The sequence below is a fragment of the Streptomyces sp. SM18 genome (genome assembly GCF_002910775.2).
Classification (GTDB): domain Bacteria; phylum Actinomycetota; class Actinomycetes; order Streptomycetales; family Streptomycetaceae; genus Streptomyces; species Streptomyces halstedii.
In genome coordinates, this window is sequence record NZ_CP029342.1 from 2,279,831 (window position 1) to 2,298,146 (window position 18,316).

Below are 18,316 nucleotides of genomic sequence, written 5' to 3' on the forward strand. Positions count from 1 at the left end.
GGCTCAGGTCCTTCGGACCGCTCGGGGCTCAGGCCCGCTGGACGGTCACCGCGAGCGCGCCGAGCCCGCCGCCGGCGCCCCTGAGGGCCACCGAGCCGAACGGGGTGCGCAGCCGCAGCCACGCACCGGCCGTGAGCAGGGCGACCGGGAAGTCGGGTGCCGCGCGCAGGAAGCCCAGGCACTGGGCGGCGTGCGCGGCACGCAGCGGGAGCTCGGTGGAGCCGAGGGTGCGGGACCAGATGTCGTGCCCGATCAGATCGCGCTCCGCCCGGGTGCGCCGCTCCTCGGGCAGGGCCGCGTCCCGCGCCCGGAACTCGGCGACGGCGTCGGCCAGCGCGGCATCCAGATCGACGGGGGACGGCAGCCCGTCGGTGGGCCGCCAGCCGCCGCGCGGAGGCAGCACCCCGGTCCACGGCGGGCCGGTGACGGGGCCGGGCAGATCGGCCGCCGGTCCGTCGCCGCCCTGCGGGTCGAGCGCTTCGAGGAGTTCACCGGCGGAGACGGTGACATCGAACGTGTGGCTGCCGGACAACCGTGCCGTACGGATCGCGAGGACCTCGAACGACGGCGGCCTGCCGAACACCGCGAGCGCGCCGCCGCCCGCCTGGAGGCGGACGGCGGCGGCCCGGTCGTAGTGGAGCAGCCGGCCGAGGAACGCGGCGAGATCGGCCGCCTCCCTCGTGTCGGCAAACCCCAGCGACCGTACGGGCACCGTCATACGGCAGCGGGCTCCTGATCCAGGTACTCCTGGAGGAAGAGCTTCTCCTCGGCGGTGATCCGCCGGGGCCGCTCCGCCGCCAGGTCGTACGGCACGACGATCGTCGAGGCCCGTACGTAGACCTGCTCGGGGTCCTTGATCTCGTAGGCGATCGTCAGTGACGCGGCGCCGATCTTCGTGACCCAGGACTCGACGGTCACCGGGGCGTGCCGGTGAACCAGCGGACGCACGTAGTCGATCTCGTGCCGGGCCACGACGGACCCGCCCGCGAAGGACGGCGAACCGTCCCCCGGCGCCAGCCGGAACATGAAGTCGATGCGCGCCTCCTCCAGGTAACGGAGGAAGACCACGTTGTTCACGTGGCCGAAGGCATCCATGTCCGACCAGCGCAGCGGGCAGCTGTAGAGGTGACGTGCCACGGTCAGCCTCGCGTGAGCTTCTTGTACGTGGCACGGTGCGGCCGGGCCGCGTCCGCGCCCAGGCGCTCCACCTTGTTCTTCTCGTACGACTCGAAGTTGCCCTCGAACCAGTACCACGTGGAGTCGCCCTCGTACGCCAGGATGTGCGTGGCGACGCGGTCCAGGAACCAGCGGTCGTGGGAGATGACCACGGCGGCACCGGGGAACTCGAGCAGGGCGTTCTCCAGCGAGGAGAGCGTCTCGACGTCGAGGTCGTTGGTGGGCTCGTCGAGGAGCAGCAGGTTGCCGCCCTCCTTCAGCGTCAGCGCCAGGTTCAGGCGGTTGCGCTCACCGCCGGAGAGGACCCCGGCCGGCTTCTGCTGGTCCGGGCCCTTGAAGCCGAACGCGGAGACGTACGCCCGCGAGGGCATCTCGACCTGGCCGACGTTGATGTAGTCCAGCTCGTCCGACACGACGGCCCAGAGGGTCTTCTTGGGGTCGATGTTGGCGCGGGACTGGTCCACGTAGGAGATCTTGACGGTGTCGCCGACCTTGATGGAACCGGAGTCCGGCGTCTCCAGGCCCTGGAGCATCTTGAACAGCGTGGTCTTGCCCGCGCCGTTCGGACCGATGACGCCGACGATGCCGTTGCGCGGCAGCGTGAACGAGAGGTCGTCGATGAGGACCTTGTCGCCGAAGGCCTTGGAGAGGTGCTCGACCTCGACGACGATGGAACCGAGCCGCGGGCCCGGCGGGATCTGGATCTCCTCGAAGTCCAGCTTCCGCATCTTGTCCGCCTCGGCCGCCATCTCCTCGTAACGGGCGAGACGTGCCTTGGACTTGGTCTGCCGGCCCTTGGCGTTGGAGCGGACCCACTCCAGCTCTTCCTTGAGCCGCTTGGCGCGCTTCTCGTCCTTGCGGCCCTCGACCTTGAGGCGGGTGGCCTTCTTGTCGAGGTAGGTGGAGTAGTTGCCCTCGTAGGGCAGGGCGCGGCCGCGGTCGAGTTCGAGGATCCACTCGGCGACGTTGTTCAGGAAGTACCGGTCGTGCGTGACGGCGACGACGGCGCCCGCGTACTTCGAGAGGTGCTGCTCCAGCCAGTTCACCGACTCGGCGTCGAGGTGGTTGGTGGGCTCGTCGAGGAGGAGCAGGTCCGGGGCCTCGATGAGCAGCTTGCAGAGCGCAACCCGGCGCTTCTCGCCACCGGAGAGGTTGACGACGGGCCAGTCGCCGGGCGGGCAGCCCAGGGCGTCCATGGCCTGCTCCAGCTGGGCGTCCAGGTCCCAGGCGTTGGCGTGGTCCAGGTCCTCCTGGAGCTTGCCCATCTCGTCCATGAGCGCGTCGGAGTAGTCCGTCGCCATCAGCTCGGCGACCTCGTTGAAGCGCTTGAGCTTGCCCATGGTCTCGGCGGCACCGTCCTGGACGTTCTCCAGGACGGTCTTGTTCTCGTCGAGCTCCGGCTCCTGCATGAGGATGCCGACGCTGAAGCCGGGCGACAGGAACGCGTCGCCGTTGGACGGCTGCTCCAGGCCCGCCATGATCTTCAGCACCGTGGACTTACCGGCGCCGTTGGGCCCCACGACACCGATCTTCGCGCCGGGCAGGAAGTTCAGATTGACGTCATCGAGAATCACCTTGTCGCCGTGCGCTTTGCGCGTCTTGCGCATGGTGTAGATGTACTCAGCCAAGAGAAACCGTCCGGCAGCAATAGAGGTGTGGGCAGATACACCCATCTTGCCTGACGTCCGCGCCCGGAAGGAAACCCGTTCGGTCCCCGGTACCGGATGTCCCACCCCACGGGACGCCCGGGACCGGTCCGGGACCACCCGGAACGGTCCGGAACGCTCTGGAAGGGTCCGGAATGGTCCCGGACGGTCCGGGACGGTCCGGGACACCCGCACCCGCCGGCCGCCGGGAGCCGGAGGCCAGGTTGCCGGGGGGCCGGGGGGCCGGAGGAGGCCGGGGAGCCGGAACGCGACAGGGCCCGGTACGGATGTCCGTACCGGGCCCGTCACCGGCGCACTCCCACGAGGCGCCGGCGGTCACTGACTCATTCACTCACCGCTGATCTGCGGCTTCTTGCGGCGGAGCATGAAGACCGCGCCGCCGCCGACGACGACGAGGGCGATCGCGACGCCCGCGATGATCGGGGTGGCGCTGGAGCCACCGGTGGCGGCGAGGTCGCCGTCCGTGCCGGTCGTGCCACCGTTGTCGGTGCCGGTGCCGGTGGAGGCGACGGGCGACGGGCTGGCACCGGTCTGGGTGTCGGTTCCGTCACCGTCACCCGGTGCGGGGGTACCGGCGGTCTCGCAGTCCAGGACGCCCTTGAAGTTCTTCTTGAAACCACCGGGGCCGGTGATCGTGAAGTCGTAGGCCTCGTCCTCGCCGACCGGGATGGTCACCGTGCTGGTCTCACCCGCGGCGACGGTGTGCTCGGTACCGGCGAGCTCGAAGGTGAACGCCTCGTCGCCGCTGTTGCTCGCGGTGATGTCCACGCCGCCCTTGGCGCAGTTCTTCTCCGCGGTGACCGCCGGAACGGCGCCCTTCTTCGCCCAGGTCGCGGTCGCCGTCGCGGTGACGGTGGACTCGCTGGAACCGGCGAGGATCATCGTCTGGCTCTTGGTCAGCCCGGCGAAGACCCGGCCCACGGGCACGGAGGTCGAGGCCTGGACGGAGAGCGAGGCGGAGCCGTCGGCGGCGTCCTCGGGCACGGCGAAGTAGAGCTCGCTGCCGTTGGTGGCCTGGGTGACGGCCTTGCCGTCCTTGTCGGTGACCTGGACACCGCTGGCGGCGGCGTCGGCGGGCGGCGCCACCGAGACCTGGCCGGCGTCGGTGTGGACGGTGATCGGACCCAGCTGCTCACCGGCCTTGCCGGAGACCGCGGCGGGGGAGAGCGCCACAGAGGCCTTGGGCTCCGCGACGTTCGCCGCGTTCTCCTGGAGCCAGTCGGCGAGCTTCTCGGCGTTCTTGTCCTTGGCCGTGACGTCGGCCTTGTCCGAGAAGCGCCAGATGGCGACCTGGGTACCGGCGGCGGCGGTCTTTTCGGTCAGCGGTCCGGTCCCGGCCTTGGCGGCCAGCCCGGCCAGGTCGTCGACCTGCGGGTAGGAGTGCTGGAGGATCCAGCGGATCTTGCCCGCGTCGTCGTTGGCGCCGAGCGAGGACTGGTCCCAGGGGGTCTCCAGGTACTTCGCGCGGTCCTGCGTGGGGTTGTGGATGTCGATGCAGTACGTCTTCAGCGTGCCGCCGCCGTCGACGTTCATCTCGAACAGCCCGGCCGGAAGGTCCTGGGGCTTGCCCTTGCCGTTGTTGAGCTGCGCGATGCCGTAGGTCTTCAGACCGTCCAGCACCGCGACCGCACCACCCTGGTGCTGGGTGACATCGTCGGCCGCCGCCGCCGTCGCGCCGACGAGCGTGCCGGCCGCGACCAGACCCGAGGCGAGCACCGTGGCACCGACCCGGGCGAGGCCACGACCCCGCCCGCCCCGGCCTGGCTCCTGGCCGTGCCGGCGACCTCCGGTCCGGGCCTGTATGGAGTGCTCCGTCATCGCCTTGGGCGACGACGGAGTGGATGCTGAAGACGCTGAAAACACAGAATTCCCCTCCGGGCGAGACCTGCACGCACATGGTGCGCGTGTGGGAGGTGCCTCGCCAGCAAACTCAAGTGCCGCATGAGTACTGAGGAATCGTATGGATCAAGCGGAGGAGAGTCCCCCATCCAGCCATCAGATAACCATTCCGACTCGGAATCGTTATAGCCCGCCCGCGCGCCGCACTTGTTCAGGACACCGACGCCAGTACGGTGGCGGGTTCCTGACGGCGCGTCGGTTCGGTCAGGGCCGGGTCCGCGCGGAGGACCCTGCGGAAGGCCGCCGTGCCCCTGGTCAGGTCGTGGCCCACCGCCACGGCCTCGATGTCCACGGACGTCCTCCGCCCGCCGTCGCGTTCCTCCTCGCGCACCTTCAACCGGCCGTGCACCACCAGCGGTTCTCCCACCGAGACCGATCCGGCCAGGTTGGAGGCCAGGGTCCGCCAGGCCCACACGGTGTAGAAGCTGGTGTGGCCGTCCGCCCACTCCTGTTTCCCCCGGTCCCACCGCCGGGGCGTCACCGCCATCCGGAAGCGGGCCATCGGGCCCGTCGCCGTCTCCCGGTAGTCCACCGCCGTGGCCGCGTTGCCCACCAGCGTCACCATCGTCTCGTTCATGCCCGTCCCCCGGTCCTGTCCCTTCGGCCGCGCCGACCGCCGCCGTCCGTGTTCTCCATGCTGGACGAAGGTCGTGGATCCCGCCGGGGCCTGTGGACTACCGGCCGGTTGTGGAGAACTCCGTCACCGTCACGTACCGCTCCCGTACCTCGCGGTAGCGCGCCAGTTCCGCGGCGACCGGGTCGAGGACCCTGGCCCTGCCGCACGCGGCGGCCGCGTCCCGCAGCCGCCGTTCGGCCTCCTGCCCGTACCGTCGCGCGGGCCCACGGGCGGCGGCCGCGCACGACCACTCCACCAGCGGCCCGCCGACGACTCCGGCCAGCATGAGCAGGGCGGGGATGATCAGGCCGGGTTCGAGTACCCCGACGATCTGGCCGAGCAGCCACAGCCCGCCGAAGATCTGGAGCAGGGTCATGGACGCCTGCACCAGCACGGCGGCCGGCCACCAGCCGGGCCGCGGCGGCTTGGCGGCGCGGCCGCCGAGCGCGCCCACCGCGGGCCTGAGGGCCTTGACCTGCCCGGCCGCCGCCCCGGTACCTCGCTTCCCGGCCGGAGCCACCGCCCGCGCCCCCGCCGCCCCCGCGGTCCCCCCGGACCCGGCAGCCCCCACAGCCCCTGACACGACCGAGGCAATCGAGGCGTCCGACGCATCCGGCCCCTCCGTTGCCTCCGGCCCGCCCGACGTCCCCGCCCCTCCCGGCCCGGATCCGGGGCGCGCCCGTACGGAACCGCCCTCCGCACCGCTCCCCCGCCCCTTCCCCTTCCCGGTCCCGGTCGCGGTCCCGGTCGCGTTCGCAGAGCCCGTCCCGGCCCCGTCCCCGTCCGCCGTGCGCTCCTTGCCCCCGGCGGCCCGCGCGCCCGCCTGGGCCTTCCGCGACAGCTCGTCCAGAGCCTCGGGCAGCCCCTTCGCCCCGTTCACCGCCGTCTCGCGCACCGCCTGCGCCCATGGCGCGGGCAGCCCCTCGACCGCGTCGTCCGCGAGCTTGCGCACCGCCTGTTCCACCCGCTGCCGGGCCGTCAGCTCCTCCTCGGGCGGCGCGAGCACCTGGGCCATCAGGTCCAGGCCCCCGCCGAGCTGCCGGGTGGACTCGTACCAGCGCCACAGCCGCAGCCACGGTGTCCCGCAGGCCCGTCCGGCGTTCCTGCGCCACTCGCGCTCCGCCGCCTGCCCCGCCGCCGTGGCGCCCACGGCGTCTGCCAGCCGGTCGGTGAACGCGTCGCGGGCCCGCTCGCCGAGTCCGGGGCGCCCCTCGGCGACGTACACCGGCCGTAGCCTCGCGGCGGCGGCGTCCACGTCGGCGGAGAGCCTGCGCGCCGCCGCAGTACGGTCCTGGACGAACCGGCCGAGGAGTTCCCGCAGGTCCGCGACCCCTTCTCCGGTGAGCGCCGACAGGGCCATGACGGTGGCTCCGGGGTCGCCGTGCTCCCCCACCGCCACGCCGTCCTCGTCGAGCAGCCGGCGCAGGTCGTCCAGGACGAGGTCCGCGGCCTCCCCGGGAAGCCGGTCGATCTGGTTGAGGACGACGAAGGTGACCTCGGCGTGGCCGGCGAGCGGCCGCAGATAGCGCTCGTGCAGGGCCGCGTCGGCGTACTTCTCCGGGTCCACGACCCAGATCACCGCGTCGACCAGCGCCAGCACCCGGTCCACCTCGTCCCGGTGCCCGGTCGCCGCCGAGTCGTGGTCGGGCAGGTCCACCAGGACCAGCCCCTGCAGCGGTTCGTCGGCCCGCGCGCCGCCCAGTACGGGGCGCCGCCGCAGCCGGCCGGGGATGGCCAGCCGGTCCAGCAGCCCGGCCGCGCCGTCGGTCCAACTGCACGCGATCGGCGCGGACGTGGTCGGCCGGCGCAGCCCCGTCTCGCTGATCTGCGAGCAGGCCAGGGTGTTGAACAGGGTGGACTTCCCGCTGCCGGTGGCCCCGGCGATGGCGACGACCGTGTGCCGTGAGGAGAGCCGCTGCCGGGCCGACGCCTCGTCCAGCACCCGGCCCGCCTCGGTGAGCGTGTCCCCGTCGAGCCGGGCCCGGGACAGTCCGACCAGTTCCCGCAGGGCGTCCAGTCTCGGCCGCAGGGGGCCGGTCTGGAGCCCGTACGCCTCGACCTGAGGCCGTACGTCGTCGTCCGGCGGCCGCACCCCGTCCCCGGCCACGCGTACGACGGCGGCGGCGCGCCGTGCGATGAGCCCGTCGTCCCAGTGCCGTTCCGCGCCCTCCCGCGCCCTCGCCGGCTCGGCGTCGCCGCCCTGGCCGTGGTCGCGGCCCCTGTCCTGCTCCTGGTCCTGGTCGGTGACGGCGGTCATCGCCGGCTCCTCTCCTTCTTCATGACGGACAGTGCGGCGATCAGTTCCGCCTGGGGTTCCGGTGCGACTTCCAGCGCGTCCAGCGGGGCGAGTCTCCGGTCGCGTTCACCGTGCAGGACCTGGTCCAGGCAGTCGGTGAGCAGGGCCCCGCCCTTGTCGCGGAGCCGTAGCGCGCCCTGGGCGCCGATCCGTTCGGCGAGCTGCTCCCCGGCGCCCCGCGCGCGGCGCCCGCCGAGCAGGGCGGCGGCCAGCAGGGCCGCCACCGTCTCGGCGTCCGGCGCGGCGTTGCGTTCCAGCAGCCGCGCCTCCTCCTCGGCCAGTTCTTCCAGGACGCGCCGCCACCGCCGTACGGTCACGGCGATGCGGCCCTGGACGTCCTCGACGGGCCCCCACCCCCCGGCCTCCCGCCCGGCGTGCCCGTAGCGGAAGTTCCCGGCGGCGGGGTCGCGCTGCCAGCGGGTGCGGATCTGTTCGTCGGCGGCGGCGACCGCGCACTGGAGCAGGGCCGCCAGGCTCTCCACCAGGGCGTCCAGCAGTTCACCGGCGGTGCTGTAGAGCGGATAGCCACGCCACCGGGTGCGCGCGGCCCCGGCGAGCACCGCGCCGTTCGCCAGCCGCCGCCGTACCCGCTCCGACTCCGCCCCGTACGCCTCCTCGACGCCCCCGGTCAGCCGTACGGCGGCCGCGTACTGCGCCGCGACCGCTCCGGCCAGTTCGGGCATCCGGGCGTCGAGCGAGTGGATGACGCCGGACGCGGTGCGTCCCACCGCCTGCTGACGGGCCGCCGGGTCCTGCGCCCGGTGGATGAGCCAGGCACGCAGGGGTGCCACGGCGGTGGTGGGCAGCAGGCCCCGGCCGCCGCCGGCGGACTCGGGGAGCTCCGGGATGGTGAAGCGCGGCACGTCCCCGAGGCCCGCCCGGGTGAGCAGTGCCGCGTACTGCCGCGACACCTCGCCGATCACCTGGTGCGGGACCCGGTCCAGGACGGTGACGAGGCAGGCGTCGTACTCCTTGGCGGTACGCAGCATGTGCCAGGGCACGGCGTCGGCGTACCGGGACGCGGTGGTGACCATGATCCAGACGTCGGCGGCGCAGATGAGCTGGGCGGCCAGGACCCGGTTCCGTACGACGAGCGAGTCGATGTCCGGGGCGTCCAGCAGCGCGAGCCCCCGGGGCAGCGTCGCCGCCGTCTCCACCCGGAGCACGGTGCCGTCCTGCTCCTTGTCCGCCCCGGGGTGGTCGAACGCGTCCCGTTCGTGGGTACGCCCCGGGGGCAGCCACACCCGGGTCAGCTGGGGCAGCACCCGCACCCCGGCGAACCAGTGGTGGTCGTCGGGGTGGCAGACCAGCACGGGCGTACGGGTGGTCGGGCGCAGCACGCCCGCCTCACTGACCCCGCATCCCACCAGCGAGTTGACGAGGGTGGACTTCCCCGCTCCGGTGGACCCGCCGATCACGGCGAGCAGCGGGGCCTCGGGGTCCTTGAGCCGGGGGACGAGATAGTCGTCGAGCTGGGCGAGCAGTTCGGCCCGCGTCTGCCGGGCACGTTCGGCCCCGGGAAGCGGGAGGGGAAGACGCACGGCAGCGACACGGTCGCGCAGGGCGGTCAGTGCGTCGATGAGCTGGGGCCGTACATCCATGGTTACCACATGTGAAGAATGCCCAATTTTGGAGGCTTTTTGAAGCGTATAGCCCTCTCTGCGCGGCGGATCCACCCCAGGAGACGGCGAATCCGCTCCGGGGGACAGAGCGGACGAGTGGGGCGCAGGCATAACGAGTGCACAACACCCGGGGCGTGAGGCGTGAAAAGCGATGCACGATTCGCACCCACCTGCGATTATCGGTTCGCTTCACCGAACCTCCACATCGTGCCACGCAGGTGAAGCAACCGGGACAGGGTCCCAAGAGCCCTATCCTTGTCCCGGCAAGGTCACGGATGGCTTGTTCCAGCGCCTTCCGGGACCGTCGAGGCCTATACACCGGCCCCCGTAGCTCAGTGGATAGAGCAGGCGCCTTCTAAGCGCTTGGCCGCAGGTTCGAGTCCTGCCGGGGGCGCACACACAGCCTCACCCGCGGAAACGCCGGTGAGGCTTTCATCCGGCCCGATGCACATCGCTTCTCCGCCAAACGTCTTGAATGTCCACGACAGTGGACAGCGTGTTCCGTGCCGGTCCGGCCGGCCACGAGGCGCGGCTGCGGGCTCCGGAGCGAGCCCGGCGGCCGCTGCCGACGATCGGCACCCGGCCCGGGGTGGCCGGCGCCACCGCCGGGGTGATCGCCCTCATCCGCTGAACGGCCACACCCCTGTCCGGCCACGTGCCGGGCGTGGGGGGCGCCTTCGCGTCCCGGAGTACCGTGGATCCACACCTGCCGGCGGGGGTCCACGTGAACACTTCGATTGGCGACCGCGTTCGTGCGCTGCGCGAGTTCCGCGACGTCACCCAAGACGAACTCGCCCGGCGCAGCGGGGTGTCCGTCGACACCATCCGCAAGCTGGAGCAGGGCGTGCGGGAGTCCGCGCGGATCAACACCTTACGAGGTCTCGCCCGGGCGCTGGACGTCCAGCTCGAACGCCTCGTGGGGCAGCCCACCGTGACCCGGCGACTCGCCGACGACGGCGGCCTCCTCGCCCTGCGTGACGCGATCCAGGACCCCGGCTCTCTCCCCGGAGTCCCGGGCGACGACGGCCTTGAGGACCCGCCCGGCCCGGCCGAGTGGGCACAGCAGGTGCGGGCTTCCACGGCAACGTACTGGACCGGCGGGTACTCCGAGCTCGCCGCTACGCTCCCCGGCCTGCTGCGTGACGGTCGCGCCGCGGCACGCCTGCACGACAGCGAGAGCGTCTGGACCCACCTCGCCCTCGCCTACCAGCTGGCCGCGTCTCTCTCGACCCAGTCCGGCCACCCCGACTGGGCGTACACCGCGGTGGAGAAGCAGTTGGCCGCTGCCGCGCGGGCGTCGGACCCGCTGCTCGAAGGGATGGGGGTCTCGACTCTGTCGTGGGTGCTCCTGCGGCAGGGCCGGTGGGAGCAGGCCCGGGACATCGCCGAGCGGAAGGCTGACGCGCTGGAGCCGCCCCGCCGCCGCGCCACCGCTGACCAGCTCGCCGTCTACGGGAATCTGCTCATCGCGGCCGCGACGCCGGCGGCGCGGGCCGACCACCACGACGACGCGATGCAGCTGCTCAGGCTCGCCGAGTCGGCCGCCGTCCAGTCCGGCCCTGTTCGCGCCTACGGCACCGTGTTCAGCCCGGCCGACGTGCGGACACAGCAGGTGAACGTGGCACTCGCCGGGACCGAGGGCCGGCCTGATGTGGCCCTGACGGCTGCGGCCGCTGTCGACCTGGGCAGCATCAGCCGCCCGGTGCACTCTGCCTCGTACCGAGTGGACGTGGCGCAGGCCCGCTACCAGACCGGCGACAACGCGGGCGCGCTGGAGTTGCTCCTGGAGGTGGAGGCCGATCAGCCGGAGTGGATCCGCTTTCAGACAGGGGCCGCGGCGACGGTGCGGGAGATGCTTGAGGCGGAGCGCCGCCGGAACAGCACGCTGCGGGGCCTGGCGTCACGGCTGGGGGTGGATCCGGCTCTGTGAGGTAGGACGCCACGTCCTACCTCAACGGCACCGGACTGCTTGACTGGTGGGGCACGTCCCTGGGTTGTGACGGCGCGAACACCTAGCGTGATCCCCATGAGCGCGGCGCCGAGGCGGCATATCAGACGTGGATCGGACACACCTACGCCTGCGCCACCTGCCGAGCAGGCGTGGCCCGCATCACCGCCAAGCGCCTGGGTCGCGCCTGGCGAGCCCCGCTCCCATCCCGGCCGTTGCCGAACAGCGCTTCGGCCGGTTCACCACCACCGATGAAGGAGAGGCACATGACGGACACCACCTCGGCCGACGACGGCAAGCACGGCGGAAGCCCGGCACCGATCAAGCCCTGGACACCCCCGGCCCCGCCGTCCCCGGACGGCAGCGGTCCCTCCTCCTCCCACCCCGAGGACGCGGCGTGAGCACCACCGAGCAGCAAGCCCCCACCTACCCCAGGTTGGTGCAGGAACTCGCCGACCGCGGGTTACTCGCAGCCCGCTGGCGCCGGGTGTGGGACGCCGTCCCCCGTAGCCGGTTCATCCCGCGGCACATCTGGCGGCAACTCCCCGACCGGTGCGAACCGGTGGCCGGCGCCGACGACTGGCTGGCCCTGGTCAACTCCGACGAGCCGGTCGTGATCCAGCTCGACGACGGGGCCGAGGGCGGGCCCGGCATCGCTACGTCTTCGAACAGTCAGCCGTCGATGGTGGCCCGGAAGCTCGGGCTCCTGCACGTCGAGGACGGGCACCGGGTGCTGGAGATCGGCACCGCGTCCGGCCATGTGGCCGCGCTGCTCTGCGAGCGGCTCGGCGACGAGCAGGTCTACAGCATCGAGATCGACCCGGTCCTCGGCGAGCAGGCCGCAGCCGCACTCAAGGACGCCGGGTACCGGCCGCACCTGCGCGTCGGCGACGGCGAGCAGCCGTGGCCCGGCATGGGGCAGGTCGACCGGCTGATCTCCACCTGCGCCCTGCGGTACGTCCCCCACGCCCTGGTCCGCCAGGTCCGGCCGGGCGGGATCATCGTCGCTCCGCTCGACCGGGATTTCTGGTCCGGTGCCCTGGTGCAGCTGTACGTCCAGGACGACGGCACCGCGGTGGGGCCGTACTGCGGCGGCGCGTCGTACATGCCGATGAGGTCCCACCGCACGATCGGCCCTCACCAGGTCGACGCGAACACCGGCCGAGCCCGAAGCGCGGGCCTGGTGGACCCGGCGCAGATGCTCACCCTGGGGTTCGCCCTGTACGCCGGAGCACGGCTCCCCGGTGTACGGCTGACACACGAGGACACCCGCGCCGGGGCCCGAGTGTGGGCGAGCCGCGAGGACGGCTCGGCCGCCACGGCAGCAACCGACGAGGACGTGTGGCAGTACGGGCCCGGACTCCTGTGGGAGGAGATCGAGCAGGTATGGACGGAGTACACCGCGCTCGGTCAGCCCGAACTGGGCGAGTTCGGGCTGACCGTGGGCACCCGCGGGCAGCAGACGTGGCTGCGGGATCCGCACCGGGTCATCGAGCCGAGCAGGCGCGCTCGTCTCTGATCACCCGCAGGTGGCAGCCCCGGCCGTAGGCCCTACGGCTGTGCCCGCATCCCCACGAGGGTCCGTTGAGATCGCCCGGCCCACGGTCGGGCGTGGCGCGGCTTCCTTCGCGCTGGGTACCCCGATCCGTCCGGAGGACGGGCCACGCCCCGCCACACGTCACCGGGAAGCCCGGGTGCTTTCGTGCTTCCAGTAGCCGGAGAACGTGATGCGGTTCTTCGCCAGACCCGCGCGGTGCAGATGGCGCCGCCCTTCGGTGGCGAGCGTCGACTCGCCGACCACGTACGCGTAACCGGTCTCGTCGGCCGACCGGTGGCGCCGTAGTTCCGCCAGGGCGCCGGCACCGGGCACCGTGGCGGCCTCACCGCGGACCACCCACGTCACGGTCACTCCGTCCGGTGCGTCGAGGTCCCGTCGGTCGCCGTCCACCGGGACCTCCTGGATGACCCGGCCGACGGTGTCCCGGGGCAGTGAGCGGAGGACGCCGACCGTGGCGGGCAGACCGCTCTCGTCGGCGACGACGAGGATCTCCGAGGCGTCGTCCGGGCAGTTGAAGATGACCCCTTGGTCGAGCAGCGCGACGGGGTCGCCGGGCCGGGCGGAGCACGCCCAGATCGACGCGGCGCCGTCGAGCTCACCCGTCGGGCCGCGGTGCACGACGAAATCGATGTCCATCTCCGCCGCGCCGGGACGGAAGTCCGCCACCGTGTAGTTGGCGCAGTGCGGCCGGACGTCCTCCGGGATCGCCAGGTACGGTTCCCACCACCGCGAGCCGGATATCTCCGGAAGCAGCAACTCCTTCTGGTGGGGCTGTCGCAGGAAGAGGCGGAACCAGTGGTCGTAGCCCCGCCACGGGAAGTTGGCGAGATCAGGGCCGGTCACCGTCACGCGGTGCATCGACGGGGTGAGGCGCTCGGTGCGGAGCACCTCGCCGTGGAACAGACCAGGCTCTTCCGGCGTGAGCCGGGGGGCTTTCGACATGCACTTAGGGTACCCTAAGTGCACGCCTGCCCCGCACCGGCCCTTCGGGGTGGGCGGACGCCCTCCACCGGCTCCCGAGAGAGACGGCGGAGGGCGTCAGGCGGGGGTGGGCCGGGGTCAGCCCGTGGCGAAGGCCGCGAGCAGGCCGGCGGCCAGGGCCGCGCGTTCGACCATGCCGCTGACCGTCACGTGCTCACTGCGTGCGTGCGCCCCCGCGCCCACGGCACCGAGGCCGTCCAGCACCGGAACACCCGCGTCCTGCACGAAGTTCCCGTCGCTCGCGCCGCCGACGGAGATCTCCCGCAGGTCGTGGCCCAGCGGCCGGGCACACGCGTGGGCGAGCCGGTACAGGTGCGCGACCTCCGGGGTGCGGGTGAAGACCGGGCGGTTCCAGTCGCCTTCGAGGGTGACCCGGGTGCGTGGGTCGTACGGCACGGTGGCGGCCAGGGCCTCGGTGATCCGGGCGCGTTCGGCGGTGGTGGCCACCCGGACGTCCAGCTCGGCGGTGGCCCGGCCCGCCGTCACGTTGCTGCGGGTGCCGCCCTGGACCACCCCGACGTTGAGCGTGGTTCCGGCGTCGTGGTCCTGGAGCTTCTCCAGGCGCAGTATCTGGTGGGCGAGTTCGCTGACGGCGCTGGCGCCCGCCGTCGGGTCGAGCCCGGCGTGCGCCTCGCTCCCGTCGACGACGAGCCGGAAGATCCCCACCCCCTTGCGGTTCGTCTTGACGGCGCCCTCGGCGCTCGCCTCGAAGACCAGCGTGGCCCGGGAGGCACCGGCCTCGGCGACGATGGCCTCGCGGGAGTGCAGGCTGCCGGTCTCCTCGTCGCCGTTGAGCAGGAAGGTGACGGCGGGCCGGGGCAGTTCGAGGGCGGCCAGGGCGCGCAGCGACCAGACCGCCTGGACGAGTCCGGCCTTCATGTCGAACACCCCCGGCCCGGTGACCCGGTCGCCGTCCCGGTGGAAGGGCCAGCCCTCCAGGGTGCCCAGCGGCCAGACGGTGTCGTAGTGGCACAGCAGCAGGACCGGCGCCGCGGCGTCCGCCCCGGATCCCGTGGCGGCGTACCGGCGGATCAGCACGTCGCCGGACTCCGGGCGGCTGAGGCGTTCCTCGGACGCCGGGGCGCCGAGGGAGTCGTCCAGCCAGCCGCGCAGCCAGTCCAGGCAGCGGTCGAGCGCGGCGGGGTCGTCGCTGGGGCTCTCCAGCCCGGTGTACGCGGCCAGATCGGCGACCAGGTCGTCGGTGTGGTCGGCCAGCCAGTCGTGTACCGCCCTGCTCTGCTCCTCGGTGAGCGCGGGGGCCTCCGGCAGTCCGCCCGCCGCCACCCGCCGGTCCAGGGCGTCCAGCCGGCTCTCGGCCATCCCCGAGGGGTCCGACTCCAGCTCGCGCAGCCCGGCGACCACGGCCCGGAGCACGGGGGTGGTCTGCCCCGCGGCGTCCGCGGTGTCGAACACGGTGGTGTAGTGCGTGGTCACCTCCACCGGGCGCCGGCGTACGGCCAGGTCCCGCCAGATGCCGCTGCGGTCCTTGGGCTGGGTGCGCAGCCAGGCGGTCAGCGCGTCGCAGGCCGCGTCCCGTGCCGCGGGCGCGGCGTCGGGGTGGAAGGCCTCCGCGTCGAAGGCGTCGAAGGACTCGGCGTGTATCCCGAGCGAGTCGGCCGCCCGGAAGACCTCGCGGGCCAGCGCGTACATCGTGGGGCGGTGCCGGTCGATCAGGTCGGCCATCGGCGCGTCGGCGAGCGCGGTGGCGGAGAGCATCGCGCCGAAGGCGGCCTTGGCCCAGAGGAACCCCTCGATGTTCTCGTGCGCCCGTGCCGGACCCCACGCCTGGAGGTCCGCCACGAGTGCGGTCACCCGGTCGGACACCGGGCCGCCGCCGGGCTCCCCGATGACGAAGGCGCCGGGCCCGCCGTCCCGGACGACGCCGGGCCCGGTCACGTCCGCGAAGATGTTGACGAACGCGGCGACGGTGCGGTGCGGGCCGACGTGCTCCGCGATCAGCCCCTCGTTGAAGCCGTTCTGTACGGAGACGACATAGCCGTCCGGTGCCAGCCGGGGCGCGATCCAGCGCATGGCGGCGTCGGTGGCCTGGGCCTTCACGGCGAGCAGCACCCGTTCGAGCGGGGGCCCCTCGTACTCCTCGGGGGTGTGGGCCGCCATCGGGACGAGGGCGCGCCCGTCGGCGCCGTCCAGCGCCAGGCCGTTCTCCCGGATCGCCGCCACGTGGTCGGCGTCGCTGTCGATGAGGGTGACCGGATGTCCGGCGCGGGCCAGGGCGTGGGCGAGGGTGCCGCCGATGGCGCCCCCTCCCACGACGGTGTACGGGGTGTGGCTCATCAGCGCTGTTCCTTCGTGTCGCGGGTGGTACGGGTGGCGCCGTCGTCCCCGGGCGGCCGGGGCGGCCATATCCGGGGCAGGTCGCGGACGCCGGTGGAGGAGCCGCCGTCGACCCTCAGCACCTCGCCGGTGATCCAGGTGGCCTCGGCGCCCGCGATCCAGCGGACGGCGGCGGCGATGTCGGCGGGGGTGCCGGGACGGCCCAGCGGGTTGCCGGAGGCCGCCGCCGCGTACGCGGGCGCGACCGGGTTGCAGGTGCTGTCGACGGTGACGAAGCCGGGGCTGACGGCGTTGACGCGGATGCCGTGCTCGCCCAGCTCCAGGGCGGCGGCCCGGGTGGCCAGTTCCAGGGCCGCCTTGGAGGCCGCGTACGGTCCGCCACCGGGGCGGGAGCGCAGCGCGGCGCCGGAGGAGATGTTGACGACGGAGGCGGGGAGCCCGGCCGCGACGGCCCGGCGGGCCAGTTCGGCGGTGGCGAGCGCCGGGGCCCTGGTGTTGAGGGCGAAGACCCGGTCCCACTCGGGGGCCCGCAGCTCCAGCGTGTCGAGGGAGGGGTAGAGGCCGGCCGCGTTGACCAGGACGTCCACCGGGCCGGTGGTCTCCCAGCAGTGGGCCACCATCTCCTCCGGGGCGGTGGGCCCGGTCAGGTCCGACACGAGGGAGTGGGCGCCCAGGCGTCCGGCGGTGGCGCGCAGCCCCTCGGGGTCGATGTCCACGAGGCTGAGGCGGGCCCCGTCCTGGTGGAAGGCCTCCGCGACGGCGCGGCCGATACCGCTCGCCGCACCGGTGACGAGGACGTGCCGCATCAGGAGAACTCCTTGTCCTTGGTCTCGGGCATGAGGAAGTAGACGACGAGGGAGATCAGCGCCGCCACGGACACGTACAGCCAGAGCATGTCGCGCAGACCGACATCGTTGAGCCAGGTGATGAGGTAGGGCGCGGTACCGCCGAACAGGGCGACGGCCAGCGCGTACGGCAGGGCGATACCGGTCGCCCGCACCTCGGCGGGGAACTGCTCGGCCATGATCACGGCGCAGTTCGCCGAGTAGCCGAGGATCAGCAGCATGCCGACGAGCTGGATCACGAACAGGTTCCAGAAGCCGCCGTCGAGCAGGTGCAGCAGCGGCCACGCCAGCACGACGAACCCGCCCGCGAAGGCGATCATCGTGGGCCGCCGGCCGAACCGGTCGGACAGCAGCCCCGCGAAGGGCAGCAGCACGATGAACACGACCAGGCAGAGGGTCTGCGACAGGAGCGCCTGGTTCAGCGGTATGCCGGTGGTCAGGTTGGCGTACGTCGGAAGGTAGTTGACCCAGATGTAGTAGGTCAGGGTGCCGGCGATGGTGATGCCCGCGACCCGCAGGGCCGCCCTGGGGTGCTCGACGATCATCGCCTTGAGCGGGTTCTTCTTGGCCCGCTGCTCGTGCTGGGCGCGGGCGAAGGACTCGGTGTCCTCCACCGTGACCCGCAGCCACAGGCCGATCAGCCCGAGCAGGCCGCCGATCCCGAAGGCCACCCGCCAGCCCCAGGAGTGCAGGGCGCTGTCGCTGAGCACCGAGGTGAACAGGGTGCCGAGCAGGGAGGCGATGAGCACGCCGCCCCCCACCGAGACCTGCTGCCAGGAACCGGCGAACGCGCGCCGCCCCCGTCCGGCGTTCTCCACCAGGAAGGCGGACGAGGAGCCGAACTCGCCGCCGGCCGAGAAGCCCTGGGTGAGCCGGGCCACCAGCAGGATGATCGGCGCGGCGATGCCGATCGTCGCGTAGCCGGGGGTCAGGGCGATGACGAAGCCCGCGCCCGCCATCAGCCCGATGGTGAGGGTCAGCCCCTTCTTGCGGCCGTGCCGGTCGGCGTACGCGCCGAGCACGGCGGCGCCGACCGGCCGCATGACGAAGCCGATGGCGAAGACGGCGAGCGTGGACAGGAGTGCGGCCGCGCCGTTCGAACTCGGGAAGAACACGTCCGCGATGATCTTCGCGAAGATCGAGTACAGCGCCCAGTCCACCCATTCGACGGTGTTGCCGATGGTGCCGGCGATGATCGCCTTGCGTTGCTGCGGGGTGAGACCGGTTCCTTGTGGCTCCAGGGACACCGGGGATGAAGTCGTCATGGCGCTACCACTGTTTCGTCGTGGGAAGGAACGAGGGGAAGTGACGTACGGGGTACGGCCGGTGGTGTCGTACCGGCCGTCCGCGCCCGGTCGTCCGGGGAGCGGATCGCGCTCGGGGACGTACGGGCCACGCGGCCGGGAGAACGGC

General features: G+C 72.6%; 15 protein-coding genes and 1 tRNA gene. 5 read left to right on the forward strand and 11 right to left on the reverse strand.

Annotation, left to right across the window (positions count from 1 at the left end):
• Positions 1 to 28 precede the first annotated feature (28 nt).
• The 7 genes from B9S64_RS10150 to B9S64_RS10180 all read right to left on the reverse strand — a co-directional run bounded on the left by B9S64_RS10150 (position 29) and on the right by B9S64_RS10180 (position 9,255).
• Positions 29 to 718, reverse strand: coding sequence for a hypothetical protein (locus B9S64_RS10150; RefSeq protein ID WP_103492236.1), 690 nt, complete (start codon positions 716 to 718; stop codon positions 29 to 31).
• Positions 715 to 1,137 carry a thioesterase family protein gene (locus B9S64_RS10155; protein ID WP_028439661.1) on the reverse strand — a complete coding sequence of 141 codons (423 nt, stop codon included), beginning with the start codon at positions 1,135 to 1,137 and terminating at the stop codon, positions 715 to 717. Before B9S64_RS10155 ends, B9S64_RS10150 begins: the two co-directional genes overlap by 4 nt.
• A 2-nt stretch (positions 1,138 to 1,139) precedes the next feature.
• Complete coding sequence (ettA, locus tag B9S64_RS10160; protein ID WP_103492237.1) at positions 1,140 to 2,804, reverse strand: energy-dependent translational throttle protein EttA; 1,665 nt, start codon at positions 2,802 to 2,804, stop codon at positions 1,140 to 1,142.
• A gap of 366 nt (positions 2,805 to 3,170) precedes the next feature.
• The gene (locus tag B9S64_RS10165; RefSeq protein WP_103492238.1) at positions 3,171 to 4,661 is read right to left on the reverse strand and encodes a Cys-Gln thioester bond-forming surface protein; all 1,491 of its coding nucleotides are present in this window, start codon (positions 4,659 to 4,661) and stop codon (positions 3,171 to 3,173) included.
• A 232-nt stretch (positions 4,662 to 4,893) separates the two neighbouring features.
• Entirely contained in the window at positions 4,894 to 5,319 is a 426-nt protein-coding gene (locus B9S64_RS10170) for a single-stranded DNA-binding protein (RefSeq protein ID WP_103492239.1), read from the reverse strand.
• A 97-nt stretch (positions 5,320 to 5,416) separates the two neighbouring features.
• Entirely contained in the window at positions 5,417 to 7,615 is a 2,199-nt protein-coding gene (locus B9S64_RS10175) for a GTPase (RefSeq protein ID WP_109492026.1), read from the reverse strand.
• Positions 7,612 to 9,255 carry a dynamin family protein gene (locus tag B9S64_RS10180; RefSeq protein ID WP_103492968.1) on the reverse strand — a complete coding sequence of 548 codons (1,644 nt, stop codon included), beginning with the start codon at positions 9,253 to 9,255 and terminating at the stop codon, positions 7,612 to 7,614. The genes B9S64_RS10175 and B9S64_RS10180 overlap by 4 nt, the downstream gene beginning before the upstream one ends.
• A gap of 342 nt (positions 9,256 to 9,597) precedes the next feature.
• Between B9S64_RS10180 and B9S64_RS10185 the strand changes: the two genes are divergently transcribed.
• The 5 genes from B9S64_RS10185 (at position 9,598) to B9S64_RS10200 (ending at position 12,743) form a co-directional block, all read left to right on the forward strand.
• Positions 9,598 to 9,670: transfer RNA gene (locus B9S64_RS10185), tRNA-Arg, on the forward strand.
• An 81-nt stretch (positions 9,671 to 9,751) separates the two neighbouring features.
• Positions 9,752 to 9,907 carry a hypothetical protein gene (locus B9S64_RS34420; protein WP_157841237.1) on the forward strand — a complete coding sequence of 52 codons (156 nt, stop codon included), beginning with the start codon at positions 9,752 to 9,754 and terminating at the stop codon, positions 9,905 to 9,907.
• A gap of 93 nt (positions 9,908 to 10,000) precedes the next feature.
• Positions 10,001 to 11,206 carry a helix-turn-helix domain-containing protein gene (locus B9S64_RS10190; RefSeq protein ID WP_103492970.1) on the forward strand — a complete coding sequence of 402 codons (1,206 nt, stop codon included), beginning with the start codon at positions 10,001 to 10,003 and terminating at the stop codon, positions 11,204 to 11,206.
• A 284-nt stretch (positions 11,207 to 11,490) separates the two neighbouring features.
• The gene (locus B9S64_RS34965) at positions 11,491 to 11,625 is read left to right on the forward strand and encodes a hypothetical protein (protein WP_258037994.1); all 135 of its coding nucleotides are present in this window, start codon (positions 11,491 to 11,493) and stop codon (positions 11,623 to 11,625) included.
• Complete coding sequence (locus B9S64_RS10200) at positions 11,622 to 12,743, forward strand: methyltransferase domain-containing protein (RefSeq protein WP_103492967.1); 1,122 nt, start codon at positions 11,622 to 11,624, stop codon at positions 12,741 to 12,743. Before B9S64_RS34965 ends, B9S64_RS10200 begins: the two co-directional genes overlap by 4 nt.
• A gap of 159 nt (positions 12,744 to 12,902) precedes the next feature.
• Here B9S64_RS10200 and B9S64_RS10205 read toward each other — a convergent pair whose 3' ends face one another.
• The 4 genes from B9S64_RS10205 to B9S64_RS10220 form a co-directional block, all read right to left on the reverse strand.
• Entirely contained in the window at positions 12,903 to 13,724 is an 822-nt protein-coding gene (locus B9S64_RS10205; RefSeq protein ID WP_103492966.1) for a siderophore-interacting protein, read from the reverse strand.
• Between the two features lie 117 nt (positions 13,725 to 13,841).
• On the reverse strand, positions 13,842 to 16,058 hold the full coding sequence (locus tag B9S64_RS10210; protein WP_103492965.1) for a 2-dehydropantoate 2-reductase: 2,217 nt from the start codon (positions 16,056 to 16,058) through the stop codon (positions 13,842 to 13,844).
• A complete protein-coding gene (locus tag B9S64_RS10215; RefSeq protein ID WP_103492964.1) occupies positions 16,058 to 16,864 on the reverse strand; it encodes an SDR family NAD(P)-dependent oxidoreductase in 807 nt (268 codons plus the stop codon). Before B9S64_RS10215 ends, B9S64_RS10210 begins: the two co-directional genes overlap by 1 nt.
• Positions 16,864 to 18,168 (reverse strand): MFS transporter, encoded by a 1,305-nt coding sequence (locus B9S64_RS10220; RefSeq protein ID WP_103492963.1) that lies wholly within the window; start codon positions 18,166 to 18,168, stop codon positions 16,864 to 16,866. Before B9S64_RS10220 ends, B9S64_RS10215 begins: the two co-directional genes overlap by 1 nt.
• Between the last annotated feature and the right edge of the window lie 148 nt (positions 18,169 to 18,316).